This window comes from Bosea sp. (in: a-proteobacteria), from assembly GCA_023910605.1.
GTDB lineage: Bacteria > Pseudomonadota > Alphaproteobacteria > Rhizobiales > Beijerinckiaceae > Allobosea.
This window is the reverse complement of the sequence record JAAVVV010000001.1, coordinates 430,463-453,346: the sequence shown is the minus strand read 5'-3', so window position 1 is coordinate 453,346 and position 22,884 is coordinate 430,463. Positions and strand designations below refer to the sequence as shown.

At 68.6% G+C, this 22,884-nt stretch carries 22 protein-coding genes; 9 read left to right on the top strand and 13 right to left on the bottom strand.

The features are described from left to right. Positions 1–12: 12 nt before the first annotated feature. Together HEQ16_02345 and tesB are read right to left on the bottom strand one after the other, a co-directional pair. On the bottom strand, positions 13–351 hold the full coding sequence (locus tag HEQ16_02345; GenBank protein ID MCO4052896.1) for a P-II family nitrogen regulator: 339 nt from the start codon (positions 349–351) through the stop codon (positions 13–15). A gap of 267 nt (positions 352–618) precedes the next feature. Next, positions 619–1,485 (bottom strand): acyl-CoA thioesterase II, encoded by an 867-nt coding sequence (gene tesB / locus HEQ16_02340; protein MCO4052895.1) that lies wholly within the window; start codon positions 1,483–1,485, stop codon positions 619–621. 136 nt (positions 1,486–1,621) lie between these two features. Here tesB and HEQ16_02335 point away from each other — a divergent pair, with 136 nt between their 5' ends. Beyond that, complete coding sequence (locus HEQ16_02335; protein MCO4052894.1) at positions 1,622–2,896, top strand: 2-octaprenyl-6-methoxyphenyl hydroxylase; 1,275 nt, start codon at positions 1,622–1,624, stop codon at positions 2,894–2,896. 12 nt (positions 2,897–2,908) lie between these two features. On the opposite strand, the gene HEQ16_02330 is transcribed toward HEQ16_02335, so the two are convergent. Both HEQ16_02330 and HEQ16_02325 read right to left on the bottom strand, forming a co-directional pair. After that, positions 2,909–3,118: a Trm112 family protein gene (locus tag HEQ16_02330; GenBank protein MCO4052893.1), complete on the bottom strand. Its 210-nt coding sequence runs from the start codon at positions 3,116–3,118 to the stop codon at positions 2,909–2,911. 123 nt (positions 3,119–3,241) lie between these two features. Next, on the bottom strand, positions 3,242–8,053 hold the full coding sequence (locus HEQ16_02325; protein MCO4052892.1) for an NAD-glutamate dehydrogenase: 4,812 nt from the start codon (positions 8,051–8,053) through the stop codon (positions 3,242–3,244). Between the two features lie 234 nt (positions 8,054–8,287). Between HEQ16_02325 and HEQ16_02320 the strand changes: the two genes are divergently transcribed. Together HEQ16_02320 and HEQ16_02315 are read left to right on the top strand one after the other, a co-directional pair. Continuing rightward, positions 8,288–8,836 (top strand): peroxidase-related enzyme, encoded by a 549-nt coding sequence (locus tag HEQ16_02320; GenBank protein ID MCO4052891.1) that lies wholly within the window; start codon positions 8,288–8,290, stop codon positions 8,834–8,836. Positions 8,837–9,200: 364 nt separating this feature from the next. Beyond that, on the top strand, positions 9,201–9,602 hold the full coding sequence (locus HEQ16_02315) for a DUF2794 domain-containing protein (GenBank protein MCO4052890.1): 402 nt from the start codon (positions 9,201–9,203) through the stop codon (positions 9,600–9,602). Positions 9,603–10,003: 401 nt separating this feature from the next. On the opposite strand, the gene HEQ16_02310 is transcribed toward HEQ16_02315, so the two are convergent. The 3 genes from HEQ16_02310 to HEQ16_02300 all read right to left on the bottom strand — a co-directional run bounded on the left by HEQ16_02310 (position 10,004) and on the right by HEQ16_02300 (position 14,311). Then, positions 10,004–10,759: a Bax inhibitor-1/YccA family protein gene (locus HEQ16_02310; protein ID MCO4052889.1), complete on the bottom strand. Its 756-nt coding sequence runs from the start codon at positions 10,757–10,759 to the stop codon at positions 10,004–10,006. 230 nt (positions 10,760–10,989) lie between these two features. After that, positions 10,990–13,599, bottom strand: coding sequence for an FtsX-like permease family protein (locus HEQ16_02305; protein MCO4052888.1), 2,610 nt, complete (start codon positions 13,597–13,599; stop codon positions 10,990–10,992). Between the two features lie 4 nt (positions 13,600–13,603). Beyond that, complete coding sequence (locus HEQ16_02300) at positions 13,604–14,311, bottom strand: ABC transporter ATP-binding protein (protein MCO4052887.1); 708 nt, start codon at positions 14,309–14,311, stop codon at positions 13,604–13,606. Between the two features lie 148 nt (positions 14,312–14,459). Between HEQ16_02300 and HEQ16_02295 the strand changes: the two genes are divergently transcribed. From HEQ16_02295 to HEQ16_02280, 4 genes are all read left to right on the top strand, one after another. After that, complete coding sequence (locus HEQ16_02295) at positions 14,460–15,071, top strand: arylesterase (protein MCO4052886.1); 612 nt, start codon at positions 14,460–14,462, stop codon at positions 15,069–15,071. Between the two features lie 28 nt (positions 15,072–15,099). Beyond that, entirely contained in the window at positions 15,100–16,158 is a 1,059-nt protein-coding gene (locus HEQ16_02290; GenBank protein MCO4052885.1) for an aldo/keto reductase, read from the top strand. Between the two features lie 87 nt (positions 16,159–16,245). Continuing rightward, positions 16,246–16,800 (top strand): RNA 2',3'-cyclic phosphodiesterase, encoded by a 555-nt coding sequence (gene thpR, locus HEQ16_02285; protein MCO4052884.1) that lies wholly within the window; start codon positions 16,246–16,248, stop codon positions 16,798–16,800. Positions 16,801–16,879: 79 nt separating this feature from the next. Then, positions 16,880–17,170 (top strand): 4a-hydroxytetrahydrobiopterin dehydratase, encoded by a 291-nt coding sequence (locus tag HEQ16_02280; GenBank protein MCO4052883.1) that lies wholly within the window; start codon positions 16,880–16,882, stop codon positions 17,168–17,170. Between the two features lie 16 nt (positions 17,171–17,186). On the opposite strand, the gene HEQ16_02275 is transcribed toward HEQ16_02280, so the two are convergent. Then, a complete protein-coding gene (locus tag HEQ16_02275; protein ID MCO4052882.1) occupies positions 17,187–17,969 on the bottom strand; it encodes an RNA pseudouridine synthase in 783 nt (260 codons plus the stop codon). Positions 17,970–18,043: 74 nt separating this feature from the next. Between HEQ16_02275 and ftsY the strand changes: the two genes are divergently transcribed. Together ftsY and HEQ16_02265 are read left to right on the top strand one after the other, a co-directional pair. Beyond that, positions 18,044–19,189, top strand: coding sequence for a signal recognition particle-docking protein FtsY (gene ftsY / locus HEQ16_02270; GenBank protein ID MCO4052881.1), 1,146 nt, complete (start codon positions 18,044–18,046; stop codon positions 19,187–19,189). Next, a complete protein-coding gene (locus HEQ16_02265) occupies positions 19,186–19,833 on the top strand; it encodes a septation protein A (GenBank protein ID MCO4052880.1) in 648 nt (215 codons plus the stop codon). The genes ftsY and HEQ16_02265 overlap by 4 nt, the downstream gene beginning before the upstream one ends. 34 nt (positions 19,834–19,867) lie before the next feature. On the opposite strand, the gene HEQ16_02260 is transcribed toward HEQ16_02265, so the two are convergent. From HEQ16_02260 to ccmA, 5 genes are all read right to left on the bottom strand, one after another. Beyond that, positions 19,868–20,467, bottom strand: a complete 600-nt coding sequence (locus HEQ16_02260; GenBank protein MCO4052879.1) for a DsbE family thiol:disulfide interchange protein — start codon at positions 20,465–20,467, stop codon at positions 19,868–19,870. Beyond that, a complete protein-coding gene (gene ccmD / locus HEQ16_02255) occupies positions 20,464–20,625 on the bottom strand; it encodes a heme exporter protein CcmD (protein MCO4052878.1) in 162 nt (53 codons plus the stop codon). Before ccmD ends, HEQ16_02260 begins: the two co-directional genes overlap by 4 nt. Next, positions 20,622–21,389, bottom strand: a complete 768-nt coding sequence (locus HEQ16_02250; GenBank protein ID MCO4052877.1) for a heme ABC transporter permease — start codon at positions 21,387–21,389, stop codon at positions 20,622–20,624. The genes ccmD and HEQ16_02250 overlap by 4 nt, the downstream gene beginning before the upstream one ends. A 118-nt stretch (positions 21,390–21,507) precedes the next feature. Next, positions 21,508–22,242 (bottom strand): heme exporter protein CcmB, encoded by a 735-nt coding sequence (gene ccmB, locus HEQ16_02245; protein ID MCO4052876.1) that lies wholly within the window; start codon positions 22,240–22,242, stop codon positions 21,508–21,510. After that, positions 22,170–22,841, bottom strand: coding sequence for a heme ABC exporter ATP-binding protein CcmA (gene ccmA / locus HEQ16_02240; protein MCO4052875.1), 672 nt, complete (start codon positions 22,839–22,841; stop codon positions 22,170–22,172). The genes ccmB and ccmA overlap by 73 nt, the downstream gene beginning before the upstream one ends. Positions 22,842–22,884 lie beyond the last annotated feature (43 nt).

Here is a 22,884-nt window from a genome sequence, read left to right as displayed (position 1 = left end):
GGGCAGCTGCGCTCAGAGCGCGTCCTGATCGGTTTCGCCGGTGCGGATGCGGACGGCACGCTCGATGGATGAGACAAAGATCTTGCCGTCGCCGATCTGTCCGGTGCGGGCTGCGCCGGTGATCGCGTCGATCACCTTGCCGACCAGATCATTGGCCACGGCCACCTCGATCTTGATCTTCGGCAGGAAGCTCACCGCATATTCGGCGCCGCGATAGATCTCGGTGTGACCCTTCTGGCGGCCGTAGCCCTTGACCTCGGTCACGGTCAGGCCGTGCACGCCCAGCGAGGTCAGCGCGTCGCGGACCTCCTCGAGCTTGAATGGCTTGATGATGGCCATCACGATTTTCATGTTGCTTCGCACCCCGTCTGTTTGCCGCTGCCGCGTTGTCGTCACGAGCTGCGGTCGATTGCTGGCCAGCGCGCGATCCACGCGCCTCGTGAGCAACGCTATCAAGGAGCGTGCCAATGGCGCGGGGACGGGGACAAGCCGCTTTCAGGCAGCAGAAAGGACGCGCAGGCGGGGCACGCAGCACTTCGTCCGCAGTTGTGCGTGGCGACAAAGAACCGGGTGCCCAAGAATGCTGCCGTTGCCCGGAAATTGTGCAGACAGCCGCGCTCAGTCGCGGTCGGGGCGCGGCCGGATGAGTCCTTCTTGGGCAACCGAGGCCACGAGACGGCCTTTCTGGTCGTAGATCAGCCCGCGCGCGAAACCGCGCGCGCCGGAGGTCGACGGGCTGTCCTGGGCGTAGAGCAGCCATTCATCGGCGCGGAAAGGACGATGGAACCACAGCGCATGGTCAAGGCTGGCGGCCTGGATGCCACGCTCGAAGACGCTGCGACCATGGGGAATGAGGGATGCGTCCAGCAGCGTCATGTCGGAGGCGTAGGCGAGCACGCACTGGTGCAGCACGGGATCATCGGGAAGGCGACGGGTCGCCCTGATCCAGGCCTGGAAGCGGGGCTCCATCGGCGTGCGGGTGGCGTAGCGCGAAAACTCGACAGGCCTCAGCTCGATGGGCCGCTCGCGCTCGAAATAGGCCCGCACCGGCGCGGGCATCCGGGGCAGGATGGTGGCCCGGACCTCGGCATCGTCGGGCAGATCCTCCGGCATGGGCACATCCGGCATCGGCATCTGGTGGTCCAGGCCGGGCTCCTCGGCATGAAAGGAGGCCGACATCGAGAAGATGGCCTCGCCATGCTGGATCGCGACCACGCGGCGCGTGGCGAAGGAGCGGCCATCACGGATACGGTCCACCTCGTAGATGATCGGGACCCTGGGGTCGCCCGGCAGCAGGAAGTAGGCGTGCAGCGAATGGGGCTTGCGGTCCTCGACCGTCCGGCAGGCGGCGACCAGGGCCTGGCCGATGACCTGGCCGCCGAAGACGCGCTGCCAGCCCACCTGCGGGCTGCGGCCTCGGAAAAGGTTGTGCTCCAGCGGCTCGAGATCGAGGGTATCGAGCAGGGCGTCGACGGCGCGGGCCATGGGGGTCTCCTTGAGGGGACAATCGGCCGCCGGGCCGCCGGCTTGTCAAGGCCATCGGCGCGGTTCACACAGAAGCGATCAGGCTTGCGGACCCGGGATGGGCCAACAGCCGGGGCGGAGGAATGAAACCGTGTCCATGCGAATCATCATCGCCGGCGCCGGGCTCGCGGGCCTCAGCCTTGCGCTCGCGCTGAAGCAGGGTCTGGGTCGCTCCCATGAGGTGCTGGTGGCCGACCCGATCCTCGCCGACCCGATCCTGGCCGACCCGATCCTGGCCGACCCGATCCTGGCCGACCCGCCGCGCACCGACGGCAGGGCCTATGCGATCTCGGCCGCCGGGCGACGCATGTTCGGGGCGCTGGGCGTGTGGGAGGCGATGGCGGCCGGGGCGGAGCCGATCACCGAGATGATCATCACCGACAGCCGCACGCGCGATGTGGTGCGGCCGGTCTACCTGACCTTCGCCGCGCGCGAGGCCGCCGACGGCCACGAGCCCTTCGCCCACATGGTGTGGGCGCGCACCATCGACCGCGTGCTGGCGGAAGCCTGCATCGCGGCGGGCGTGGTGATGCGGCCCGAGGCCGTGCGCACGGTCGATGCCGATCTTCACCGCGCCAGCGTGCGCTTCGCCGGCGGGGAGGAGATCGGCGCCGCGCTCGCGGTGGCGGCCGACGGCGCCCGCTCGCGCCTGCGCGAGGCGGCCGGAATCGGCTGGGTGGGCTGGGATTATCATCAGTCCGGCATTGTCGCGACGATCGGGCATGAACGCGATCATCAAGGCCGGGCGGTGGAGCATTTCCTGCCGGCGGGGCCGTTCGCGATGCTGCCTCTGCCTGACGCCGCCGATGGCGGCTTCCAGTCCTCGATCGTCTGGACCGAGGCCACGGCCGATGTGGCGGCGCTGCTCGCGCTCGCGCCGGAGGATCTGATGGAGGAGCTGGAAAGTCGCTTCGGCCTGCAGCTGGGCCCGATCCGCATGGCCTCGCCGCCAAAGGCCTATCCGCTGGCCTATGGCATGGCCCGCCGCTTCGTGGCGCGGCGGCTCGCGCTGGCGGGGGATGCGGCCCATCTCATCCATCCGATCGCCGGCCAGGGGCTCAATCTGGGTCTCAAGGATGTCGCAGCGCTCGCGGAGGCCGTGGTCGAGGCCGCGCGCCTCGGTCTCGACATCGGCTCGGCCGAGGCGCTGAAGCCCTACGAGACGGCGCGGCGGCACGACACGCTTGCCATGGGCGTGGTCACAGATGGGCTGAACCGCCTGTTCTCCAATGACGTCACGCCGATCCGCCTGGCGCGCGACCTCGGCATGGGGCTGGTCGACCGCATGCCCGGGCTCAAGAGCGCCTTCATCCGGCAGGCGGCAGGCTCCGGGGCGTCGCAGCCGCGGCTTCTGCGCGGCGAAGCGCTGTGAAGGCGGCGTCCTTCAATCGATGACGCGGGCTTCTTCGGGCAGCATGATCGGGATGCCGTCGCGGATCGGGTAGGCCAGCTTCGCGGCGTCGGAAATGAGCTCCTGCCGCGCCGCGTCGTAGCGCAGCGTGCTCTTGGTCACGGGGCAGACCAGCAGTTCGAGAAGCTTGGGGTCCACCTTCATCACGGGGCTGGGGGCCGCATCGTTGGTCTCGCTCGCCATGGCGCTTGTCCCTCGCATGTGTGACGCGTCGCGCGGCGCGGGCCGCGGGCTGTCCGGATAGACTGTTTGTCTATCCCAGCAGGCAGGGGCGGCGCCAGCGCCATTGCCAAGCGGGCCGTGGCTTCACAGCGGCTGGCTCGCCCGCGCCATGTCGTCCATCAGGCTGGCGCCTACGGCGAGCTTGGATGCGGTCATGCCGGTGTCGATGAGTTCGTCGAGCATGGCCCGAAGCTTCGCCGCCTCGCGCGGACGGCTCGCCGTCCAGGCGCGGAGGGCCTCGCCGCCGCCGCCATGGCTGCGGATGACCGCGACCGAAATCGCCCGCAGCGCCAGATCGCAGCGCTCCAGCGCGCGGTCGATCGCCAGACGCTCGAAGCGATCGGTCGCCTTGAGGGCCGCGCCCGCCTGCCGCAGCCGGTCCGCCCCCAATGCATCCGCCGCAGCGAAGAGCGTGGCGACGCCATCGGCGACGCTCGCGCCGCTGAGCTCGGCGATCAGCACGCCATCGGGCGCGGCCTGGAGGGCAGGCAGGTCCACGATGCGGCCGGCCAGCTCTGCCGGGACGCCGAGCGCCGCCAGCGCGTCGACCCGCCCCTGACGCTCCTGCGCCGAGCCGACGAGCGTGGCGCCGGCTGCGGAGATCGCCGCGACGCCGGCGCCGAAGCGGGCGATCTGCTCGTCGAGCGGGCGCGAGACATCGGCGTTCCGCAGGAACCAGACCATGCGGGCGACAAGCGTCTCCTGAACGGCGCCATAAAGCGCAAGCTGGCTTGCGCCGGGCAGACGGGAGTCGAGCGAGTCGATGGCGAGGTTGAGGTCGAGCAGGCCGAAGGCGTCGCGCGCCAGCACATAGGCGCGGGCGATCGCTGCCGCGTCGGCGCCCGTCTCTTCGGCCAGGCGTGCGGCCACGCCGGCGCCGCCGCGGTTGATCACCGCATTGGCAAGCTGGGTTGAGATGATCTCGCGGCGCAGTCGATGGTTCTGCAGCGCGTCGGGGAAGCGCTCGCGCAGCGCAGTCGGGAAATAGCGGGTGAGTTCTGCCGCCAGATAGGGCTCTTCCGGCAGCGAGCTCGCCAGAAGGTCGTCATACAGGGTGAGCTTGGCGTAGGCGAGCAGCACGGCAAGCTCGGGGCGGGTCATGCCCTCGCCGCGCGTGTCCCGCGCAGCCAGCACGGCATCGCTCGGCAGATGCTCGACAGCCCGGTCGAGGCGGCCCTCACGCTCGAGCCGGCGCATCTGGGTGCGGGCCAGGGACAGTTCGGCTGCGCCCCGTCGCTCAGCCAGCGAAACGGCGAGCGACTGAAGGTAGTTGTTGCGCAGCACGAGCGCGGCGACCTCGCCGGTCATGTCGGCGAGCAGCGCGTTGCGGGCGGCCTCAGCCAGGCGGCCATCGCGCTCGGGGGCCGTGAGCGCGATCTTGATGTTGACCTCGACGTCGGAGGTGTTGACGCCGGCCGAGTTGTCGATGGCGTCGGTGTTGAGCCTGACCCCAGCGCGGGCCGCCTCGATGCGCCCGCGCTGGGTCGCGCCAAGGTTCGCGCCTTCGCCAATCACCTTGGCGCGGAGGTCGAGGCCCGTGATGCGGATGGCGTCATTGGCGCGGTCGCCCACCTCGGCGTCGGTCTCGGTGGAGGCGCGGACATAGGTGCCGATGCCGCCGAACCAGAGCATGTCCACCCGCGCCTTCAGGATCGCCTGCATCACCTCCTGCGGGGTCGCCTCAGCCTTGTCGAGGTCAAGCAGCGCGCGCACCCGCGCCGTGAGGGGAATCGACTTGGCGGTGCGAGGGAAGACGCCGCCTCCGTCCGAGATCAGGCTCTTGTCATAATCCTGCCAGCTCGAGCGGGGCAGGGCGAAAAGCCGTTCGCGCTCCCGGAAGCTGGCGGCCAGGTCTGGCGCCGGATCGAGGAAGATGTCGCGGTGGTCAAAGGCGGCGACCAGCTCGATGACCGGCGACAGGAGCATGCCGTTGCCGAACACGTCCCCGGACATGTCGCCGACGCCCGCCACGGTGAAGGGCGCGGTCTGGATGTCGTGGTCCATTTCGCGGAAATGGCGCTTGACGGCTTCCCAGGCGCCGCGGGCGGTGATGCCCATCTTCTTGTGGTCGTAGCCCTGGCTGCCGCCGGAGGCGAAAGCGTCGCCCAGCCAGTGGCCCTTCTCGGCGGAAAGGGCGTTGGCGGTGTCGGAGAAGGTGGCCGTGCCCTTGTCGGCCGCCACGACGAGATAGGGGTCGTCGCCATCATGCCTGACGGTATTGGCCGGGGGCACGATGCGCTCGCCATCGAGATTGTCGGTCAGCTCCAGAAGCGTGCGCACAAAGATGCGGTAGCTCTCGGTGCCTTCCGCGAACCAGGCGGCGCGATCGGAGGCGGGCGGCAACTGCTTGGGCACGAAGCCGCCCTTGGCGCCGACCGGCACGATCACGGCATTCTTGACCTGCTGCGCCTTCACAAGGCCCAGCACCTCGGTGCGGAAATCCTGCGGCCGGTCCGACCAGCGCAGGCCGCCGCGCGCCACCTTGCCGAAGCGCAGGTGAACGCCCTCGACGCGGGGCGAATAGACGAAGATCTCGTAAAGCGGGCGCGGCGCGGGCAGGCCCTCGAGCCGTCCGCTGTCGAACTTGAACGCGATGACGGGGCGGCTGAAGCCATCAGGGCCGATCTGGAAGAAGTTGGTCCTGACGGCCGCAGCGATCAGATTGGCGAAGCGGCGCAAGATCCGGTCATCATCGAGGCTGGTGACGGAGGCAAGCTGCGCCTCGAGCCGGGCGTCGAGTTCGCCAGCCGCCGCTTCGCGCGCTGCGGCCCCGATCCGTGGGTCGAAGCGGTTGTGGAAGCTCTGCGCCAGCGTCGCGGCGATCTGCTTGTGCCGCGCCAGCGTGTTGGCGAGGTAATCCTGCCCGTATGGCACGCCGGCCTGCTGCAGGTAGCGCGCCAGCGCCCGCATCAGCGACGCTTCGCGCCAGGCCAACCCGGCCTCGAGCACCAGCGCGTCGAAGCGGTCCGATTCGGTGAGGCCCCTGAACTGGGCCATCAGCGCCGCCTCGATGGCGGGCTCGGCCGTCTCGATGTCGATGTCGCCGCCAGCGGAGCGCTCAAGCGCCATGTCATGGAGCCAGATGCGCTCATTGGCGCCGACGCCTGCCGGCACGATGCGGTAGGTGCGTTCGTTGACGACGGTGAAGCCCATGTTCTCCAGCATCGGCACGCGCTGCGAGAGCGGCATGGGCGCCGCGCGGGTGAAGACCTTGAGGTTCACGCGCGAGCCCGGATCGCCCTCGCGCCGGTAGAAGTCGACAGCCCTCGGCTTGTCGTCGGACAGCGTGTCGAGAATGGCGATGTCCTCGATCGCCTGCGCGGCCGAAAAGGCCTCGCGATAGGCCGCGCCGAAGGCATCGGCATAGCGCTCGGCGGAATGGCGCGCCCTGAGGCTGCCCCTGGCCATGGCGAGCGCATCCTTGAGCCCATCGGCCCAGGTGCGGACAATGGCGTTGATGCCGGTCTCGAGCGTGGCGCGGTCGACGCGCGGCGTCTCGCCGCCATCGCGGCCGATGATGAAGTGGGTGCGGGCGAGCGGTCCCTCGGGATAGGTCGGATAGGCCGCAGAGACACGGCCGGCGAAGACGCGGGCGAGGAATTCCCCGACCCGGCGGCGCACGGCGGTGTCGTAGCGATCCTTCGGGATGTAGACGAGCACGGAGACGAAGCGGTCGAATTCGTCGATGCGGGCAAGCGCCCTGATGCGCGGACGCTCGGTGAGCAGCAGGATCTCGAGCGCGAAGCGGTGAAGCGTCTCCACGCTGATCTGGAACAGCTCGTCGCGCGGATAGGAATCGAGCACGTTCATCAAGGAACGTCCCGAATAGCTGGCCTGATCGAAGCCGGCGAGCCTGGCCACCTGGGCGACCTTGAGCCTGAGGTAGGGAACGGAGGCCGCGGTGCCGGTATAGGCCGAGGAGGTCAGCAGACCCACGATGCGCAACTCGCCGGCGAGGCGGCCATCCGGCGTGAAGAGCTTGACCCCGACATAATCGAGGTGGACGCGCCGGTGCACCCTGCTCTTCACATTGGCCTTGGTGATGATGAGCGCCTGGGGCCGGTTGAGGAAGGCGCGAATCTCCGGCGTTGTCGACACGAGATCCCGGCCCCGGCGCAGCACCATGACCTTGGGATCGCGGAGGATGCCGAGGCCCGTGCCGCCGACCTCGTCGGGTGAGGCGTCGGCCTCGGCGAAGCTGTATTCGCGCATGCCGAGGAAGGTGAAGTTGTCAGCGCTGATCCAGTCGAGAAAGCGCATCGCCTCCGCAAGCTCGTCATCGGGCAAGGGCGGAGGGTTGTTGCGGTAGGCCTGCATGGCCGAGCCAAGGCGCATGCGCATCAACGACCAGTCATCGACCGCCACGCGCACATCGGCATAGACCCGTTCCAGCCCGGCGCACAACCGCTCGCGCGTCGCGGTGTCCGGAAGCCAGTCGATGTGGATATGAATCAGGCTCTCGCGCAAAGTGCCCTCGGGCGCCCGCGCCGAGGCGTCCCCCGCCATGCGGCCGAGCGCGCCATCGGCCGAGCGGGCGACGGCGACGATCGGATGAGCGACAAGATTGGGCTCGATGCCCTGGTCGGTCAGCTCCGCCAGGGTCGAATCGAGCAGGAACGGCATGTTGTCGTTCACCACCTCGATGATGGTCAGCTCGCGCCTGACGCCCGCCCGCTCCACGGCGTCGTCGCGTAGGCGCACCCGGGTCGCGCGCGGCAGGCGCGGGACCGCGAGATGTTCATAGGCGCCGCGGGCGAAGCGTGTCAGGTCCGCCATGTCATAGGAGGCGATGTCTTCCGCAGCGACATGGGCGAAGAGCAGATTGGTGAAGGTCGTGAGTGCGTCGGGGGGCAGTTCAGGAGCGGTTGCGGCGGCTTCCGGCGGCTTGCGTGCCATGGTCAACGTCTCCCCCACGGCGTCTTTGGGCCGAATCGTAGCATGAGCGATGGCACAAGCGCCCGCAGCGTGCAACTTTGGTAGCAGATGCCCGCCGCCTCGCAACCCACGGGGCCGGGCGTTGCAAGGCAGCGTGAAGCGGAGGCAACAGCCATGACAGATGACAGCAAGCCAGGGCCGTCAAGGCCGACATCCGGCGAAAAGCCGCTGCCGCAGGGGATAGACGGGCCGGCAATGGCGCTCGACCTGCCGCCGGCCGCCTTGTCCCCCGCCATGCAGGCCTATTTTGCCAAGTGCGAGGAGAAGATCGGCTTCGTGCCCAATGTGCTGAAGGCCCACGCCTTCGACAATGCCAAGCTCGAAGCCTTCGTGGCCTTTTACAATGAGCTGATGATGGCCCCTTCGGGCCTGTCGAAGCTGGAGCGTGAGATGATCGCGGTGGCGGTCTCGTCGGCCAATCGCTGCTACTACTGTCTTGCAGCCCACGGCGCGGCCGTGCGCCAGCTCTCGGGCGATCCGGCGCTGGGCGAACTCCTGGTGATGAACTGGCGCACGGCCGCGCTTTCGCCGCGGCACCAGACCATGCTGGACTTCGCGGACATGCTCACCGTCACGCCGCACCGCGTCGGTGAGGCGGAACGCGAGGCGCTGCGGAAGGCGGGCTTCTCGGAGCGGGACATCTGGGACATCGGCTCCGTGGCGGCCTTCTACAACATGTCGAACCGCCTCGCCTCCGCCACCGACATGCGCCCCAACAACGCCTATCACGCCATGGCGCGCTGAGCGCCGCCTGAAAAAGAAATGGCCGACCACCGAAGTGGCCGGCCAAGATCCCGGACGTTGGTGCCTGACCCGCTTACGCCCTGGGGGGCTGGGGGGCTGACGTGTCCAGACCGCATTCGGTGCAGGCCGTCGAGGGACGTGGATCATCATACGCCCCAACATGTCTTTGGATGGGCGTGAACCCGGCCAAAATGGGGCGCGTCAAAAACATGTGGTCAGGTGCAGGACGGCCAGGCAGCGGTGCCTGGCGTCGCGAATCGGGCAGCCTGGCAAAGAGCCGGGACGCGGCGATCTCCAGCGCTGCTTGCATGCGCGCCGCGCCGGCACCATCATCAGACAAGACGGCTGAGGCGGAGACGGCGGCATGAGCGATGCAGATGCGGAGGAGATTGCCGCCGTGATTCCCCTGCGCGGCGCGAGCGGGACAGCCGGCCCTACGCCGTCAGCCGCTGCCGGGTCCGTCGCAGGGGCAAAGGTCTCCTTCGACCGCCACGAGCTGCGCGCCATCCTCAATCTCTATGGACGCAAGGTCGCCGAGGGCGAGTGGCGCGACTATGCGATCGATTTCCTGAAGGACATGGCGGTGTTTTCCGTCTTCCGGCGCTCGTCCGAGATGCCGCTTTACCGGATCGTCAAGAACCCGTCGCTGGCCCGCCGGCAGGGCGCGTACAGCGTGACGACGGCCGGCGGCCTGACCATGAAGCGCGGGCATGAGCTCGAGCGCGTCCTGCAGGTGCTCGACAAGCCGCTGAAGCTGGTGCGCTGATCGCCCGCGTTGGGGTTCCACGCCTCAGGCGAAGGGTAAAGCCGGCCCCGATGATGGCGCGGCGGCGACGGCCATCTCGTCAAGGCCAGGCGGCTCGAACTCCCATGAGGCCGCATCATTGCACACGGAAACGGGCATAGATGCCCAGGATTGCGGGCAGTTCGGTCTCTGCGCAGGGGCGCGTGAGGATCTGCGGTGGGTCGACAAGGACGGTCATGGCGGCAAGGAGCAAGCGCGCGGGCCGGGGTGGAGTGTCAGGCCGGGAACACGCCCGTCATCGCGTTCGGACATTGCCTCTGTGCCGTCAACGGCAACGCGCCCGGGGAGACAGCCACAGACCGCTGCAAACAAAAACCCCGGCCTCACGGCCGGGGTTCGTTGTCTTCACGCCGGGTATGCGATCACTCGCGGTTGCCGAACAGCGACAGCAGCATCTGGAACATGTTGATGAAGTTCAGATACAGCGACAGCGCCCCGTTGATCGACAGGCGGGCCAGATCGTCGGCCGAGCCTTCGCCATGGATGTAGATTTCCTTCAGGCGCTGGGTGTCCCAGGCGGTGAGGCCGGCGAACACCAGCACGCCGATCGCCGAAATGGCGAACTGGATGGCGCTCGACTGAAGGAACAGGTTCACCAGCGAGGCGATGACCAGACCGATCAGGCCCATGATGAGGAACGAGCCCATGCCCGACAGCGACTTCTTGGTGGTGTAGCCGAACAGGCTCAGCCCGCCAAAGGCCGCAGCGGTCACGAAGAACATCTGCACGATCGACGCGCCGGTGAAGACCATCAGGATGGACGACATCGACAGGCCCATCACCGCCGCAAACGCATAGAACATGCCGCGGGCGGCCGATGGCGACATCTTGTCGGCGCGGAATGAGAACAGCAGGATGAACGCCAGCGGAGCCAGCATCACCACCCACTTGAGCGGGCTCAGATACAGCAGCTGGCCGAAAGGCGTCAGCGTGCGCAGGCTGCCGCCGGCGAGCATGTTGGCACCCATCGCGACAACGCCCGAGATGCCCAGGCCCGTGATCATGTGGTTGTAAACGCCGAGCATGAAGGACCGAAGGCCCTGATCGACCTCGGCGGCGCTCCGCGTCTGGACACGCGTGGTGCCCCAGGCGGAAGCGTTAGGATCGAAATTGCTCATGGAAAGCTCCAACTCCCTTTGGAAATCCCTGAAGGACGGCCAGTTTCCGCGGGATTGTTCAAAGCCCCGCAGCGTCGGCATCCGACGTCGGTGTAAAGTATGGGGATAACCAGGCAGTCTTGCAAGTGGTCGCTTGCCGCCGGCCGCGACTTGCGTCGCCGCGACCTTGGCGGTCCGGCGCTTCGCCGGCAAAATTACAGAACAAAAATGTTAAAAGACGCGCTCGCCAACTATAGCGAGCGCAAGTAACTCGCCGGTTTCTTCGCCAGTATTCGCATGGTTCCAATCAATCCAAAGCCAACGGCGATGCAAATCGTGACGCTGGCAAGAATAATGGCGCTTCCGGGTGCGAAGACAAAGTCGATGTTCATCGCCCGTGTCGTGACCGCCCAGCCCGCGCCCGCCCCTGCGACAAGGCCGAACAGCGCGGCGACACCCCCGGTCAACGCATATTCGAGCCCGTAGGACGCCATGATGCGCCTGCGCGTCGCGCCCAGCGTCTTGAGAATCATTGCGTCATAGAGCCGCGCGCGCTGGCCCGCCGCCAGCGCGCCGGCCAGCACCAGCAGCGAGGCCGCGACGGCGATGCCGCTCGCGACGCGGATGGCGAGGGTCAGCTTGCCCACCAGATCATTCGCGGCCTCGAGCGCATCCTTCACCCGCACTGCGGTGACGGCGGGGAAGCTGCGGCCAAGCTCGCGCAGCAGGGCTGCATCCTGCGTGGCGGCCTCCTGCGCCGAGAGGGGCCTGGTCTCAGCGGGGACGGTGAGCGTGGCCAGATGCGAGTGCGGCGCGCCGGCGAAGGCGTTGGGCGAGAACAGCATGACGAAGTTGATGCCGAGATTGCGCCATTCGACCTTGCGCGTGTTGGCCAGCCGCGCGGTGATGTTGCGGCCGAGCACATTGACGGTCACACGATCTCCCAGTCTCAGCCCGAGCCCGGTGGCGAGGTCATGGTCGAAGGACACAAGCGGCTCGCCGGAATGGTCGGGAGCCCACCACTCGCCGGTGACGAGGCGCGAATCGCGTGGCAGCGTGGCGGCGTAGCTCAGGCCGCGGTCGCCTTCGAGCACCCAGCCGAAGCGGTCCGCAGCCTTGACCTGCTCTGCGGGGGTATCGTTGAGCGCGACAAGCCGGCCGCGCATCAACGGCACCCGCTCGATCTCCGCGCCGGGAGCCTGACGCCTGATGAAGGCGTCGAACTCGGCCGTGCGCGTGTTCGGAATGTCGAGGAAGAAGAAGCTTGGCGCGCGGGCCGGCAGGTTCTGTGTCAGGGCGCGGTTGAGACTGACGTCGATGAAGGCGAGCGCGGAGAGCAGCGCAACGCCCAGCCCCAGCGACAGCACCAGGGCCGGCGTGAGCGCGCCGGGCCTGTGCATGTTGGCGATGGCCATGCGCAGCGACGGCGCCGCCGCGCGCGGCATGGCGGCCGCGACGCGCATGATGATGAAGCCGACCAAGCGCAGCAGCACGAAAGTCGCCGCGATCACGCCGATGTAGATCGTCGCGATGCGCGCATCATAGGCGAAAAGGATGGTGATGCCGATCATGGCGGCGAGGGCCGCGGCGAAGGCGACGAGATAGAGCGCGCGCGGGCGACGGTCCTGCGAATCGACGACATCGCGGAAGAGCGCCGAGACGGGGGTGTCATGCGCCTGGCCGAGCGGCAGCAGCGCGAAGACAAGGGCAGTCACGAGGCCATAGAGAGCGGCGACCCCAAGCTCTGTCCAGGCGATGGTCGGCGCCAGCGGCAAGGGCAGCACGTCAGCGAGCAGCCCTGCCAGGATGAAGGGCAGGCTGGCGCCGACGGCCACGCCGATGCTGACGCCGATGATCGCCACCAGCATGACCTCGACGAGATGGATGGCCACCACTTGCGAACCGGGCGCGCCCAGCGCCTTCAGCGTCGCGAAATCCAGCCGCTTGGCGTCGACGAAGCGGCGCACGGCGTTGGCCACGCCGACGCCGCCGACCAGAAGGGCCGTCAGCCCCACAAGCGTCAGAAACTGGCTGAAGCGATCGATGTTGCGCGAGAAGCGCGGATCGGCATTGGCGCGCGTCCGCACCTCCCAGCCCGCATCGGGCAGGGCGCGCCTGGCCTCGGCCTCCAGCGCGGCGAGCGGCGCGGCTGAAGCCGCCTCGTCGCCCGGCAGGTTCACGCGGTAGGTCCAGCGGATCAGGCTGCCGGGCTGCACCAGCCCGGTCTGGCGCAACGCGGCCTCGGTCATCAGCAGGCGCGGTCCAAGCCCGATCCCCGCCGCCACCTTGTCGGGCTCCGAGAGGATGGTGCCGGCGATGCGCACCTCTGCCTCGCCGACGCGGACCACATCGCCCGTGGCGAGGCCGAGCCGGCCGGGAATCAGAGGATCGACGAGCACGCCATGCAGCCCGTCGCGCGGGGCCAGAAGCGCGGAAAGAGCCGCTTGCGGCTCGCTGCGGATGTCGCCGATGGTGGGATAGGCTGAGTCGACGGCCTTGATCTCGACCAGCGCCGTGCCCTTGTCGCCGGCGTTCACCATCGCGCGCATGGTGGCCATCACCGAGACAGCGCCACGCGCGGCGAGGAAGGCGCGCTCGCTTTCGGTCGCCTCGCGGTGCACGAGGGCGAAGGCGGCGTCACCCCCGAGAATGCGTTTGCCCTCACGGCCAAGCCCTTCGCCGACGCCGCGCGCGACGGAGGTTACGGCAGCGATTGCGGCGACGCCCAGCGCGAGACAGGCGATGAACACCCCAAAGCCGCGCAGGCCGCCGCGCAGATCGCGCCAGGCGAGGCTCAGGGCGAGGCGCGACAGTGCGATCATGCCCTGAGGCCGGCGGATCGGGGGAATCTGTCCGTGCATGGGCTCAGGCCATCGCGTTGCTGACGGAGGCCAGATGCGAGATCTGGCCGGACCGCAGACGGATAGTGCGGTCGCACCTGGCTGCGAGCGAGGCATCATGCGTGACAAGGACGAGGGTCGAGCCGCGCTCGCGCTTGAGCGCAAAGAGCAGGTCGACGATTGAGGCGCCCGTCGCCTCGTCGAGATTGCCGGTGGGTTCGTCCGCGACGAGGATGGCCGGGTCGGGGGCGATGGCGCGGGCGATGGCCACGCGCTGCTGCTCGCCGCCCGAAAGCTGCGCGGGATAATGATGCAGGCGCTCGCCAAGGCCGACGGCGGCGAGCTCGCGCTCCGCCCTCTCGAAGGCGTCCTTGCGTCCCGCCAGCTCGAGCGGCAGCGCCACATTCTCGCGCGCCGTCATGGTCGGCACGAGATGGAAGGACTGGAAGACAATGCCGATGCGCCGGCCGCGGAAAATGGCGAGCTCATCCTCGCCGAGGGTCGAGAGGTCCGCGCCCTCGATGACGACAGAGCCCTTGTCGGCCCGCTCGAGGCCGGCCATGACCATGAGCAGGCTGGACTTGCCCGAGCCCGACGGGCCGACAAGGCCCACGGCCTCGCCAGTCTCGATGGACAGCGAAATGCCCTTCAGGATGTGGACGCGGGCAACCTCGCGCCCCAGACTGAGTTCGACATTCTTGAGTTCGATCTGGGCGTTCTGTCTGGCGGACATCGGCTGAACAACATCTTTCCAAGGAGCGCGAGGCGTGAGGCAGGGCGTTACGGCAATGGCGGCGTGGCGAAGAAGGCGTCTGGCTTACGCGCGCCAGTGGTTCCCAGATGGCATCCGGGGCCTGCTTTCGGTAGGGGCGATCATCACAATGCTTGCAGCCTGCCTGCCTGCCGGCGCCGCGCAGGCGCAGAACAGGCCGATGCGGATCGCCGCCTTCGGCGACAGCCTCACCGCTGGCTATGGTCTTCCGGCCTCCGCCGCCTTTCCGGCGCAACTCCAGAGGGCGCTGGCCGCGCGCGGTCGCACGATCGTGATCGAGAATGCCGGCGTCTCGGGCGACACCACGCAGGCGGGGCTGGACCGGCTGGACTGGTCCATCGGGGATAGCATCGACGGGGTCATCCTGGAGCTTGGCGCCAATGACGCGCTGCGCGGGCTCGACCCGGCGCAGACACGCTCGGCGCTGGACGCCATCATCACCCGCCTCAAGGCGCGCAACATCCCCGTGCTGCTCACCGGCATGCTCGCCCCGCCCAATATGGGGCCAGCCTATCGCGAGCGCTTCGACGCCATCTTTCCCGAACTGGCCGCCAAGCATGGGCTGATGCTGTATCCATTCTTCCTCGATGGGGTTGCGGGCCGGCGCGAACTCAATCTAAACGATGGCATCCATCCCACTGCGGACGGCGTGAAAACGATCGTCGACCGCATCCTTCCCACCGTTGAAGGCTTCCTCGACACGCTGAGGCGACCGGGGTAGCCGCGCCTTCGCCGCACCGGAGCCTCCCATGCAATATCGCCCGCTCGGCCGCACCGATCTCAAGGTGTCGGAAATCTGCCTCGGCACCATGACCTGGGGGCAGCAGAACACCGAGGCCGAAGGCCATGCGCAGATGGATTATGCCCTCGACCAGGGCATCAGCTTCTTCGACACGGCGGAGCTCTACTCGATCCCGCCCAAGGCCGAGACGCAAGGCTCGACCGAGCGCATCATCGGCAGCTGGTTCAAGTCGCGGGGCAAGCGCGACAAGGTGATCCTCGCGAGCAAGGTCATCGGCCGCTCGCAGATGACCTGGTTCCGCGACCCCCCGCAGGAGGGCCGGCTCGACAAGGCGCAGATGACCTATGCGCTCGACCAGTCGCTCAAGCGGCTGCAGACGGACTACATCGATCTTTACCAGCTCCACTGGCCGGAGAGGCCTGCGTCCTGGGGCTCCAACCCGATCCGCTTCAGCATGGCCGGGTTCAAGCCGGCGGCCGACGAAACCAGCATCGAGGAGCAGCTCGAGGTGCTGGCGGGCTTCATCAAGGCCGGGAAGATCCGGCATGTGGGCCTCTCCAACGAGAGCGCCTGGGGCACGATGCGCTTCCTCTTCGCGGCGGAGACGAAGGGCCTGCCCCGCGTGGTCACGGTGCAGAACGCCTACAACCTGCTCAACCGCACCTATGACGTGGCGATGGCCGAGATCTTCGTGCGGGATCAGGTGGGGCTGATGGCCTATTCGCCGCTGGCGCAGGGCTTTCTCTCCGGCAAGTATCTCAATGGCGCGCGGCCGCCGGGCGCCCGCACCACGCTGTTCGACCGGGGCCAGCGCTACCAGACCCCGGGCGCGGAGGACGCCATCGCCGATTATCTGGCCGTGGCCCGCAAGCACGGCCTCGATCCCTCGGCCATGGCGGTGGCCTTCGTCACCAGCCGGCCCTTCACCACAGCCAACATCATCGGCGCGACCTCGATGGAGCAGCTCAAGGTCTGCGTGGAAGGCTCGCGGGCGGTGAAGATGACGCCTGAGCTGGAGGCTGACATCGATGCCGTCCACCAGCGCCGCGGCAATCCCTGTCCCTGAGCAGCCTGATCAATCCCTTGTGAACAGAGGCGCGCGGGCGCCGCGCGCCATCTCGCCATCGACCCCGGTTTGGGCCAGTCTTGGCCCATGCCAAGGCTATTCACCGGACTGGAAATCCCGCCCGACATCGCCCTGCAGCTCTCCTTGCACCGGGGTGGGCTGGCCGGAGCGCGCTGGCTCGAGCCTGCCGATTATCACATCACCTTGCGCTTTCTCGGCGATGTCGACCGCCATGTCGCGCTGGAGGCGGCCGAGGGCCTCGCCGAGACGGTACGCGCGCCCTTCACGGTGACGCTTGACGGCCTCGGCAGCTTCGGCGGGGACAAGCCGCATTCGGTCCATGCGCATGTTGCGGCGGAGCCGGGCCTCATGGAGCTTCAGGCCGAGCATGAGCGCATCATGCGCCGCATCGGCCTGCCGCCCGAGACGCGGCGCTTTCGGCCCCATGTCACGCTGGGGCGGATCAAGGGCGCCTCCACCCTCGCCGTGGCCGACTATCTGTCGGGCCGGGCCATCCTGCGTCCCATCAGCTTCACCGCCCGGCGCTTCGTGCTCTACTCGTCGCGCGCCTCGACCGGAGGCGGCCCCTATGTGGTCGAGGCCGTGTATCCGCTGGACGCGCGCGCGCTGCGCGCCATCTGAGGACAACAAACCCGCCCCAACACCCGCCCTTGCGCAAGCGGCCGCCAGACCAGAACGCCACCCCCTGAGAGACACCATCATGGCCGAACGCCTCGATCCAGCCGCCCGCGCCGCCGCGCTTGCAACCTTGCCCCGATGGGCAGAGGTGGAGGCGCGCGACGCGATCGCGCGGCGCTTCACCTTCGGCGATTTCAACGAGGCCTTCGGCTGGATGACCCGTGTCGCGCTGCTGGCCGAGAAGATGGACCATCATCCGGAATGGTCGAATGTCCACCGCACCGTGGACGTGACCTTGTCCACCCATGATGCAGGCGGGCTTTCGGAGCTCGACATAGCCATGGCGAGGGCCATGGATGCGATGGCGGCCTGAGGGCCGGGCGCCGGCCTCAGCCCTCGCGCCAGCCGCAGGCCGACAACCGCTCGCGCATGCGCTCAGGGGCGGGGGCTTCGACATGCACGGGCGGCTTCTTCGGGTGAAGGGGCACGGTGATGGACCGGGCGTGCAGATGCAGTCCCGGGCCGCCGAAGCGCGGAGCCGCGCCATAGATCGGATCGCCCAGAATGGGCCAGCCCATGGCCTGGCAATGGACCCGGAGCTGATGGGTGCGCCCGGTGAGCGGCTCTAGCGACAGCCAGGCCAGGTCGCGGGCGGCGCTGCGGCCAAGCACCCGCCAGAGCGTCGCCGAAGGCAGGCCGTCCCCGGCCACCTTCATCCACCAGCCGCGCCCGGGGTCCAGCCTGGCGAGCGGCAGGTCGATGCGGCCCTCATCGGCGGGGTCGCCCTCGACCACCGCCCAGTAGGTCTTGGCGATGCTGCCCGCCTTGAACAGCTCCCCCAGCCGGGCCAGCGCCTGCCGGTGGCGGCCCAGCACGAGGCAGCCCGATGTGTCGCGGTCGAGCCGGTGAGCCAGCTCCGGAGGCCGTGGCAACCCGAAGCGCAGCGCCGGGAAATAGCTGTCGAGAGGCCTGTCGGCCTGCGGCGCGTTGCGGCTGTGGGCATTCTGCGGCCCGCGATGGACCGGCATGCCGGCGGGCTTGTCGATGACCAGCATCAGCGCGTCGCGGTGCAGCACGCGCGCCAGCATCGCCTCCGGCGTCGGCGCGGCGTCGGCGCGGGCTTGCGGGGCGCGCGCCGCAGCGCCATCTGCGATCCACTCTTCCGATGTCATGGCGAACCGGGTAACGAAGCGGGACGCAGGCCGCAAGCACGGCGGGGCCCGGGGCCGAAGGATCATCCGCGACGATGAGCGACGACAGCAAGAAGCCGGGCCTGCTGGCGCGCCTGTTCGGGCGTGGCGGCAAGGCTGCGTCTGAGCCGGAACCGGCGCCCCAGCCCCCCGTCGGCAGGGTGGACCAGCCCGAGGCCGTCGTGCTGCCGACCGGGCTCGCGCCGCTGCCCTCGACCGATCCTGCCGCGCTGGCGCTCGCCGAGCCGGCGCCGCCCGTGGCGATGCCGCCCGCGCCGCGCAGCTGGTGGAGCCGGCTGAGCGGGGGGCTGTCGCGCACCTCGTCGGCCCTCACCACGGGCATCACGGACCTGTTCACCAAGCGCAAGCTGGATGCAGGCACGCTTGAAGACCTCGAGGACATCCTGATCCAGGCCGATCTGGGCCTCGACACCGCCAGCCGCGTGGCGAAGGCCGTGGGCGCGGCGCGCTACGAGAAAGGCATCTCCGGCGAGGCGGTCCGGACCATCCTGGCGAGCGAGGTCGGCGACATCCTCGCTCCCGTGGCGAAGCCTCTGGTGATCGCGGAGGCGCGCAAGCCCTTCGTCCTGCTGATGGTCGGCGTCAACGGCTCGGGCAAGACCACCACCATCGGCAAGCTGGCCTCGAAGTTCAAGGCCGAGGGGCGCTCGGTGATGCTGGCGGCAGGCGACACCTTCCGCGCCGCCGCCATCGAGCAGCTCAAGGTCTGGGGCGAGCGCACCGGAGCGAGCGTGATCGCCCGCGAACAGGGCTCGGACGCGGCGGGCCTCGCCTTCGATGCGCTGACGCAGGCGAAGGCGGCGGGCACCGACGTGCTGCTCATCGACACGGCCGGCCGGCTGCAGAACAAGGCCGAGCTGATGGCCGAACTCGCCAAGGTGGTGCGCGTGATCCGGAAGGTGGACGCAGAGGCGCCCCATGCGGTGCTGCTGGTGCTCGACGCCACGGTGGGCCAGAACGCGGTGGCGCAGGTCGAGGCCTTCCGTGACATCGCCGGCGTGACCGGCCTCGTCATGACAAAGCTCGACGGCACGGCGCGCGGCGGAATCCTCGTGGCGCTCGCGGCGAAGTTCGGCCTGCCCGTGCATTTCATCGGCGTGGGCGAGGGGGTCGACGATCTCGAGCCCTTTGATGCAACGGATTTCGCCCGCGCCGTGGCCGGGCTGGAGAGGGCCACATGAGCACTGTTCAGATCAAGACGGCCGCGAAGCCGGTCAATCCCCTGCTCAAGCTGGCGCTGGAGTTCGGGCCGCTCGCCATCTTCTTCTTCGTCAATTCCTATGGCGAACGCTGGTTCGGCGTCGCCTCCGGCCAGCGCATCTTTCTTGCGACAGGCGTCTTCATCGCCGCGTCGCTGATCTCGCTGACGCTGTCCAGGCTGCTGCTCCGCCATCTGCCGCGCATGGCCATCATCAATGCGGCGGTCGTGACGGTGTTCGGCGGGCTGACGCTCGCGCTTCAGGACGAGCTTTTCATCAAGCTCAAGCCGACAATCGTCAACACCATGTTCGGCGCCATCCTGCTCGGCGGGCTGGCGATGGGGCGGCCCCTGCTGCCCTTCGTGCTCGACAGCGTCATGAGCCTGACCACGGAAGGCTGGCGCAAGCTCACCTTCCGCTGGGGCCTGTTCTTCTTCGTGCTCGCCATCCTCAATGAGGTGGTTTGGCGCAATTTCTCGACCGATTTCTGGGTCGGGTTCAAGGTCTGGGGCGTCATGCCCATCACCCTCGCCTTCGCGCTGGCGCAGACGCCGCTGATCCTGAAGCACGAGTTCAAGGATGAGGCGCCCGCTGGCGAGGCCCCCGCGCAAGGTCTGCCGAAGTAAGTGAGCAGGGCGGCCTGGCTGCCCCGGCGCGTGTTCAGGGCCTGCTTGCCGCCACGGCCTCGGCCAGAAGCGCCCTGGCGCTGTCCTGGGTGAGCTGGCCGATATGCTTCTTCAGGATCGTGCCGTCACGGCCGACGAGGAAGGTCTCGGGCACGCCATAGACGCCCCACTCTATGGCGGAGCGGCCGCTGCGATCCGTGCCGACCGCGCTGTAGGGGTTTCCCAGCGCACCGAGAAAGCGGCGGGCGTTCTCGGGCTCGTCCTTGTAGTTGAGCCCCAGCACCTGCACCTTGCCCGCGCGCACGGCCTCATGGCCCGCCATCTCGACCAGGAAGGGGTGCTCCAGGCGGCATGGGGCGCACCATGACGCAAAGACGTTGAGGATGGTGACACGGCCGTCGCGCAGGTCGGCCGGAACGATGCCGGGCACGGGCCGGAAATCACGCTGCAGCCCTTCCAGCGAGGGCAGGGCCATCTGCGGCGCGGGCTTGCCGATCAGGGCCGAGGGCACGCGCGAGGCGTCGCCCGCGAACAGGCGGAACAGGAAGAGCAGCGCCAGCAACGCGAAGAAGCCGAGCGGGGCGAGAAAAAGCCAGTTCCGGCGGGGCCGGGGCGCGGCGGGCGCGTCGCTCATGATCTGTCCTTGCCCGCGCCGCCCGGATCGAGGGCGGCCAGCTCGCGCCGGCGGGCGCGGTTGTCCGCCCATGTGTAGGCGGTCAGCCCGCCCAGGACGGCGATCGCCGCCACATAGGAGAAGATGATGAAGGCTGCATGGGGACCCAGAGCGCTCATTGGGCAGGGCTCCCCAGCGCCGCGGCGGACCGATCGGCCCGGTCAGCGGCCAGAATTGTCAGGGTCCTGATGCGCCGGCGCATGATTTCGGTGCGCATCGCCAGAAGATGCAGCCAGATCGAGAACAGCGAGAAGGCGAGCGCGCAGACCAGAAGCGGCCAGAGCATCGAGGGGTGGATGGTGGGGCCGTCCATGCGGAACACCGAGGCCGGCTGATGGAGCGTGTTCCACCAGTCGACCGAGAATTTGATGATGGGAATGTTGACGAAGCCAACCAGGGTGAGGATCGAGACGGCCCGACCCGCCTGTCCGGGCTCGTCGATGGTGCGCCACAGCGCGATGATCGCCAGATAGATCAGCAGCAGCACCAGCATCGAGGTGAGCCGGGCATCCCAGACCCAGTAGGTTCCCCACATCGGCCGGCCCCAGAGCGCGCCCGTCACCAGGCAGACCAGCGCAAAGGCGGCGCCGATGGGCGCGGCGGCCTTCTGCGCCACCTCCGCGAGCGGGTGGCGCCAGACCAGCGCCCCGATCGCGGAGATGCTCATCAACGTGTAGAAGAACATGGCCAGCCAGGCGGACGGGACATGGATGTACATGATGCGGATGGTCTGGCCCTGCTGGTAATCGGGCGGTGCGGTGAAGAATGCGCCGTAGAAGCCGATGATGAAGAGCAGCACTGCCAGCCCGAGCGTCCAGGGCAGCAGCAGGCCGGAGAGCGACATGAAGCGTGTCGGATTGGCGAGCTGGTTGATGAGCGTCATGGCCGGTCGTGATGTGTCCCTGCCCGTGATTTACGCGCCGCGGGGCGCGGGCGCAATCCGCGGGGTTTTCCCAAGCGCGCTTTTGCAGCAGCAGCAGCAGCGGCGGCGTGCGTGCCCTTCAATCGCTCTGGCGCAGCCCGGCCGCCGCGCCCACGATGCCGATGACGGCGAAGACGAGCGTGAGCGCCGCCAGGATGGCGAGCGGCGTGAGGAATGGCACGGTGCCGCCCACCGCCGCATTGCAGGCCGCCACGCCGAAGATCAGCGTGGGGATCATGAGCGGCAGCGCCATGATGGCGATGAGCACGCCGCCGCGCCGGATGCCGGCCGTCAGCGCCGCGCCCACCGCTCCGATGAAGGTCAGCGCCGGCGTGCCGATGAGCAGGCTCAGCGAGGCCGCGGCCATGCCGGCCGGTTCCATGGCCAGCAGCAGTCCGAAGAACGGAGCAGCCAGGGCCAGAGGCAGGCCGGTGGTCAGCCAGTGCGCGATGCATTTGGCGAGGACCACGCCCTCAAGCGGCAGCGCGCCGGCCTTCAGCAGATCCAGCGTGCCATCCTCCGCATCGGCCTGAAAGAGACGGTCGAGCCCTATCAGCGTCGCCAGCACCGCGCCGAGCCAGAGGATGGCGGGCGCTATCCGGGACAGGAGGTTGAGATCGGGGCCGATGGCGAAGGGCGTCAGCGTCACGATCATCAGAAAGAAGACCAGCGCAAAGGAGGCGCCGCCGCCAATGCGCAGCGCCAGCGCGAGATCGCGCCGGATCAGGGCGAGGAACGCGTTCACCCCGCCGCTCCGGCCTGGGCTCTCCCAGCGCGGTGCAGCCCGAGATCCAGCGTGGCCAGATCCGGCCATTCGAGCGGATCGTGGGTGGCGGCGATGACGAGGCCGCCTTGCGCCCTGTGGCGCGCCACCACCGCCGCCAGACGACGGCGTGCGGCGGCGTCGAGGGCGTTGGTCGGCTCATCGAGCAGCCAGAGCGGGCGACGCCCCGCATCATCGAGCAGCAGCCGCGCCAGCGAGACGCGGCGCCGCTGGCCGGATGACAGATAGGCGCAGGGCACATGGGCGAGCCCGGCGAGATCGAAGGCGTCAAGCGCTGCCTCGACCGCGCCCTGAGGCGAGGCTGCGAAGACCATGGCCCGCCACCCGGACAGCAGTTCGCGCACCGTGAGCGAGCCCTTGAGCGGATCGCGGCTCGATATGAAGATGGATCGGGAGGCGAGCTCCGCATCGGGCACGGCAGGCTTCAGCGACACCGCGCCCTCATCGATGCGCAGGAGCCCGGCCAGCATCCGCAGCAGCGAGGTCTTGCCGACCCCGTTCGGCCCCACCAGGGCCAGGGCCTCGCCGGAGGCGACCGGGAATGACAGGGCCGAGAACAGGATGCGTTCATTGCGGCGGCAGCTCAGTCGCTCGACGAGGAGCTGGGCGCGGAAGGAGGAGTCAATCATGCGGCAAGCATCTGAAAGCCGGTGCGCGCTGCGCGTCAAGCGC

Excerpts from the sequence above, each read along its gene's own strand:
- ccmB (MCO4052876.1), bottom strand. The coding sequence starts at position 22,242 with ATGGCCGGATCTGGCCACGCTGGATCTCGGGCTGCACCGCGCTGGGAG.
- HEQ16_02310 (MCO4052889.1), bottom strand. The coding sequence starts at position 10,759 with ATGAGCAATTTCGATCCTAACGCTTCCGCCTGGGGCACCACGCGTGTC.
- ccmA (MCO4052875.1), bottom strand. The coding sequence starts at position 22,841 with ATGATTGACTCCTCCTTCCGCGCCCAGCTCCTCGTCGAGCGACTGAGC.
- HEQ16_02295 (MCO4052886.1), top strand. The coding sequence starts at position 14,460 with ATGCTTGCAGCCTGCCTGCCTGCCGGCGCCGCGCAGGCGCAGAACAGG.
- HEQ16_02345 (MCO4052896.1), bottom strand. The coding sequence starts at position 351 with ATGAAAATCGTGATGGCCATCATCAAGCCATTCAAGCTCGAGGAGGTC.
- HEQ16_02300 (MCO4052887.1), bottom strand. The coding sequence starts at position 14,311 with ATGTCCGCCAGACAGAACGCCCAGATCGAACTCAAGAATGTCGAACTC.
- HEQ16_02315 (MCO4052890.1), top strand. The coding sequence starts at position 9,201 with ATGAGCGATGCAGATGCGGAGGAGATTGCCGCCGTGATTCCCCTGCGC.
- HEQ16_02325 (MCO4052892.1), bottom strand. The coding sequence starts at position 8,053 with ATGGCACGCAAGCCGCCGGAAGCCGCCGCAACCGCTCCTGAACTGCCC.
- HEQ16_02305 (MCO4052888.1), bottom strand. The coding sequence starts at position 13,599 with ATGCACGGACAGATTCCCCCGATCCGCCGGCCTCAGGGCATGATCGCA.
- HEQ16_02275 (MCO4052882.1), bottom strand. The coding sequence starts at position 17,969 with ATGACATCGGAAGAGTGGATCGCAGATGGCGCTGCGGCGCGCGCCCCG.
- HEQ16_02260 (MCO4052879.1), bottom strand. The coding sequence starts at position 20,467 with ATGAGCGACGCGCCCGCCGCGCCCCGGCCCCGCCGGAACTGGCTTTTT.
- HEQ16_02320 (MCO4052891.1), top strand. The coding sequence starts at position 8,288 with ATGGCGCTCGACCTGCCGCCGGCCGCCTTGTCCCCCGCCATGCAGGCC.
- ccmD (MCO4052878.1), bottom strand. The coding sequence starts at position 20,625 with ATGAGCGCTCTGGGTCCCCATGCAGCCTTCATCATCTTCTCCTATGTG.
- ftsY (MCO4052881.1), top strand. The coding sequence starts at position 18,044 with ATGAGCGACGACAGCAAGAAGCCGGGCCTGCTGGCGCGCCTGTTCGGG.
- tesB (MCO4052895.1), bottom strand. The coding sequence starts at position 1,485 with ATGGCCCGCGCCGTCGACGCCCTGCTCGATACCCTCGATCTCGAGCCG.
- thpR (MCO4052884.1), top strand. The coding sequence starts at position 16,246 with ATGCCAAGGCTATTCACCGGACTGGAAATCCCGCCCGACATCGCCCTG.
- HEQ16_02330 (MCO4052893.1), bottom strand. The coding sequence starts at position 3,118 with ATGGCGAGCGAGACCAACGATGCGGCCCCCAGCCCCGTGATGAAGGTG.
- HEQ16_02290 (MCO4052885.1), top strand. The coding sequence starts at position 15,100 with ATGCAATATCGCCCGCTCGGCCGCACCGATCTCAAGGTGTCGGAAATC.
- HEQ16_02265 (MCO4052880.1), top strand. The coding sequence starts at position 19,186 with ATGAGCACTGTTCAGATCAAGACGGCCGCGAAGCCGGTCAATCCCCTG.
- HEQ16_02250 (MCO4052877.1), bottom strand. The coding sequence starts at position 21,389 with ATGACGCTCATCAACCAGCTCGCCAATCCGACACGCTTCATGTCGCTC.
- HEQ16_02335 (MCO4052894.1), top strand. The coding sequence starts at position 1,622 with ATGCGAATCATCATCGCCGGCGCCGGGCTCGCGGGCCTCAGCCTTGCG.
- HEQ16_02280 (MCO4052883.1), top strand. The coding sequence starts at position 16,880 with ATGGCCGAACGCCTCGATCCAGCCGCCCGCGCCGCCGCGCTTGCAACC.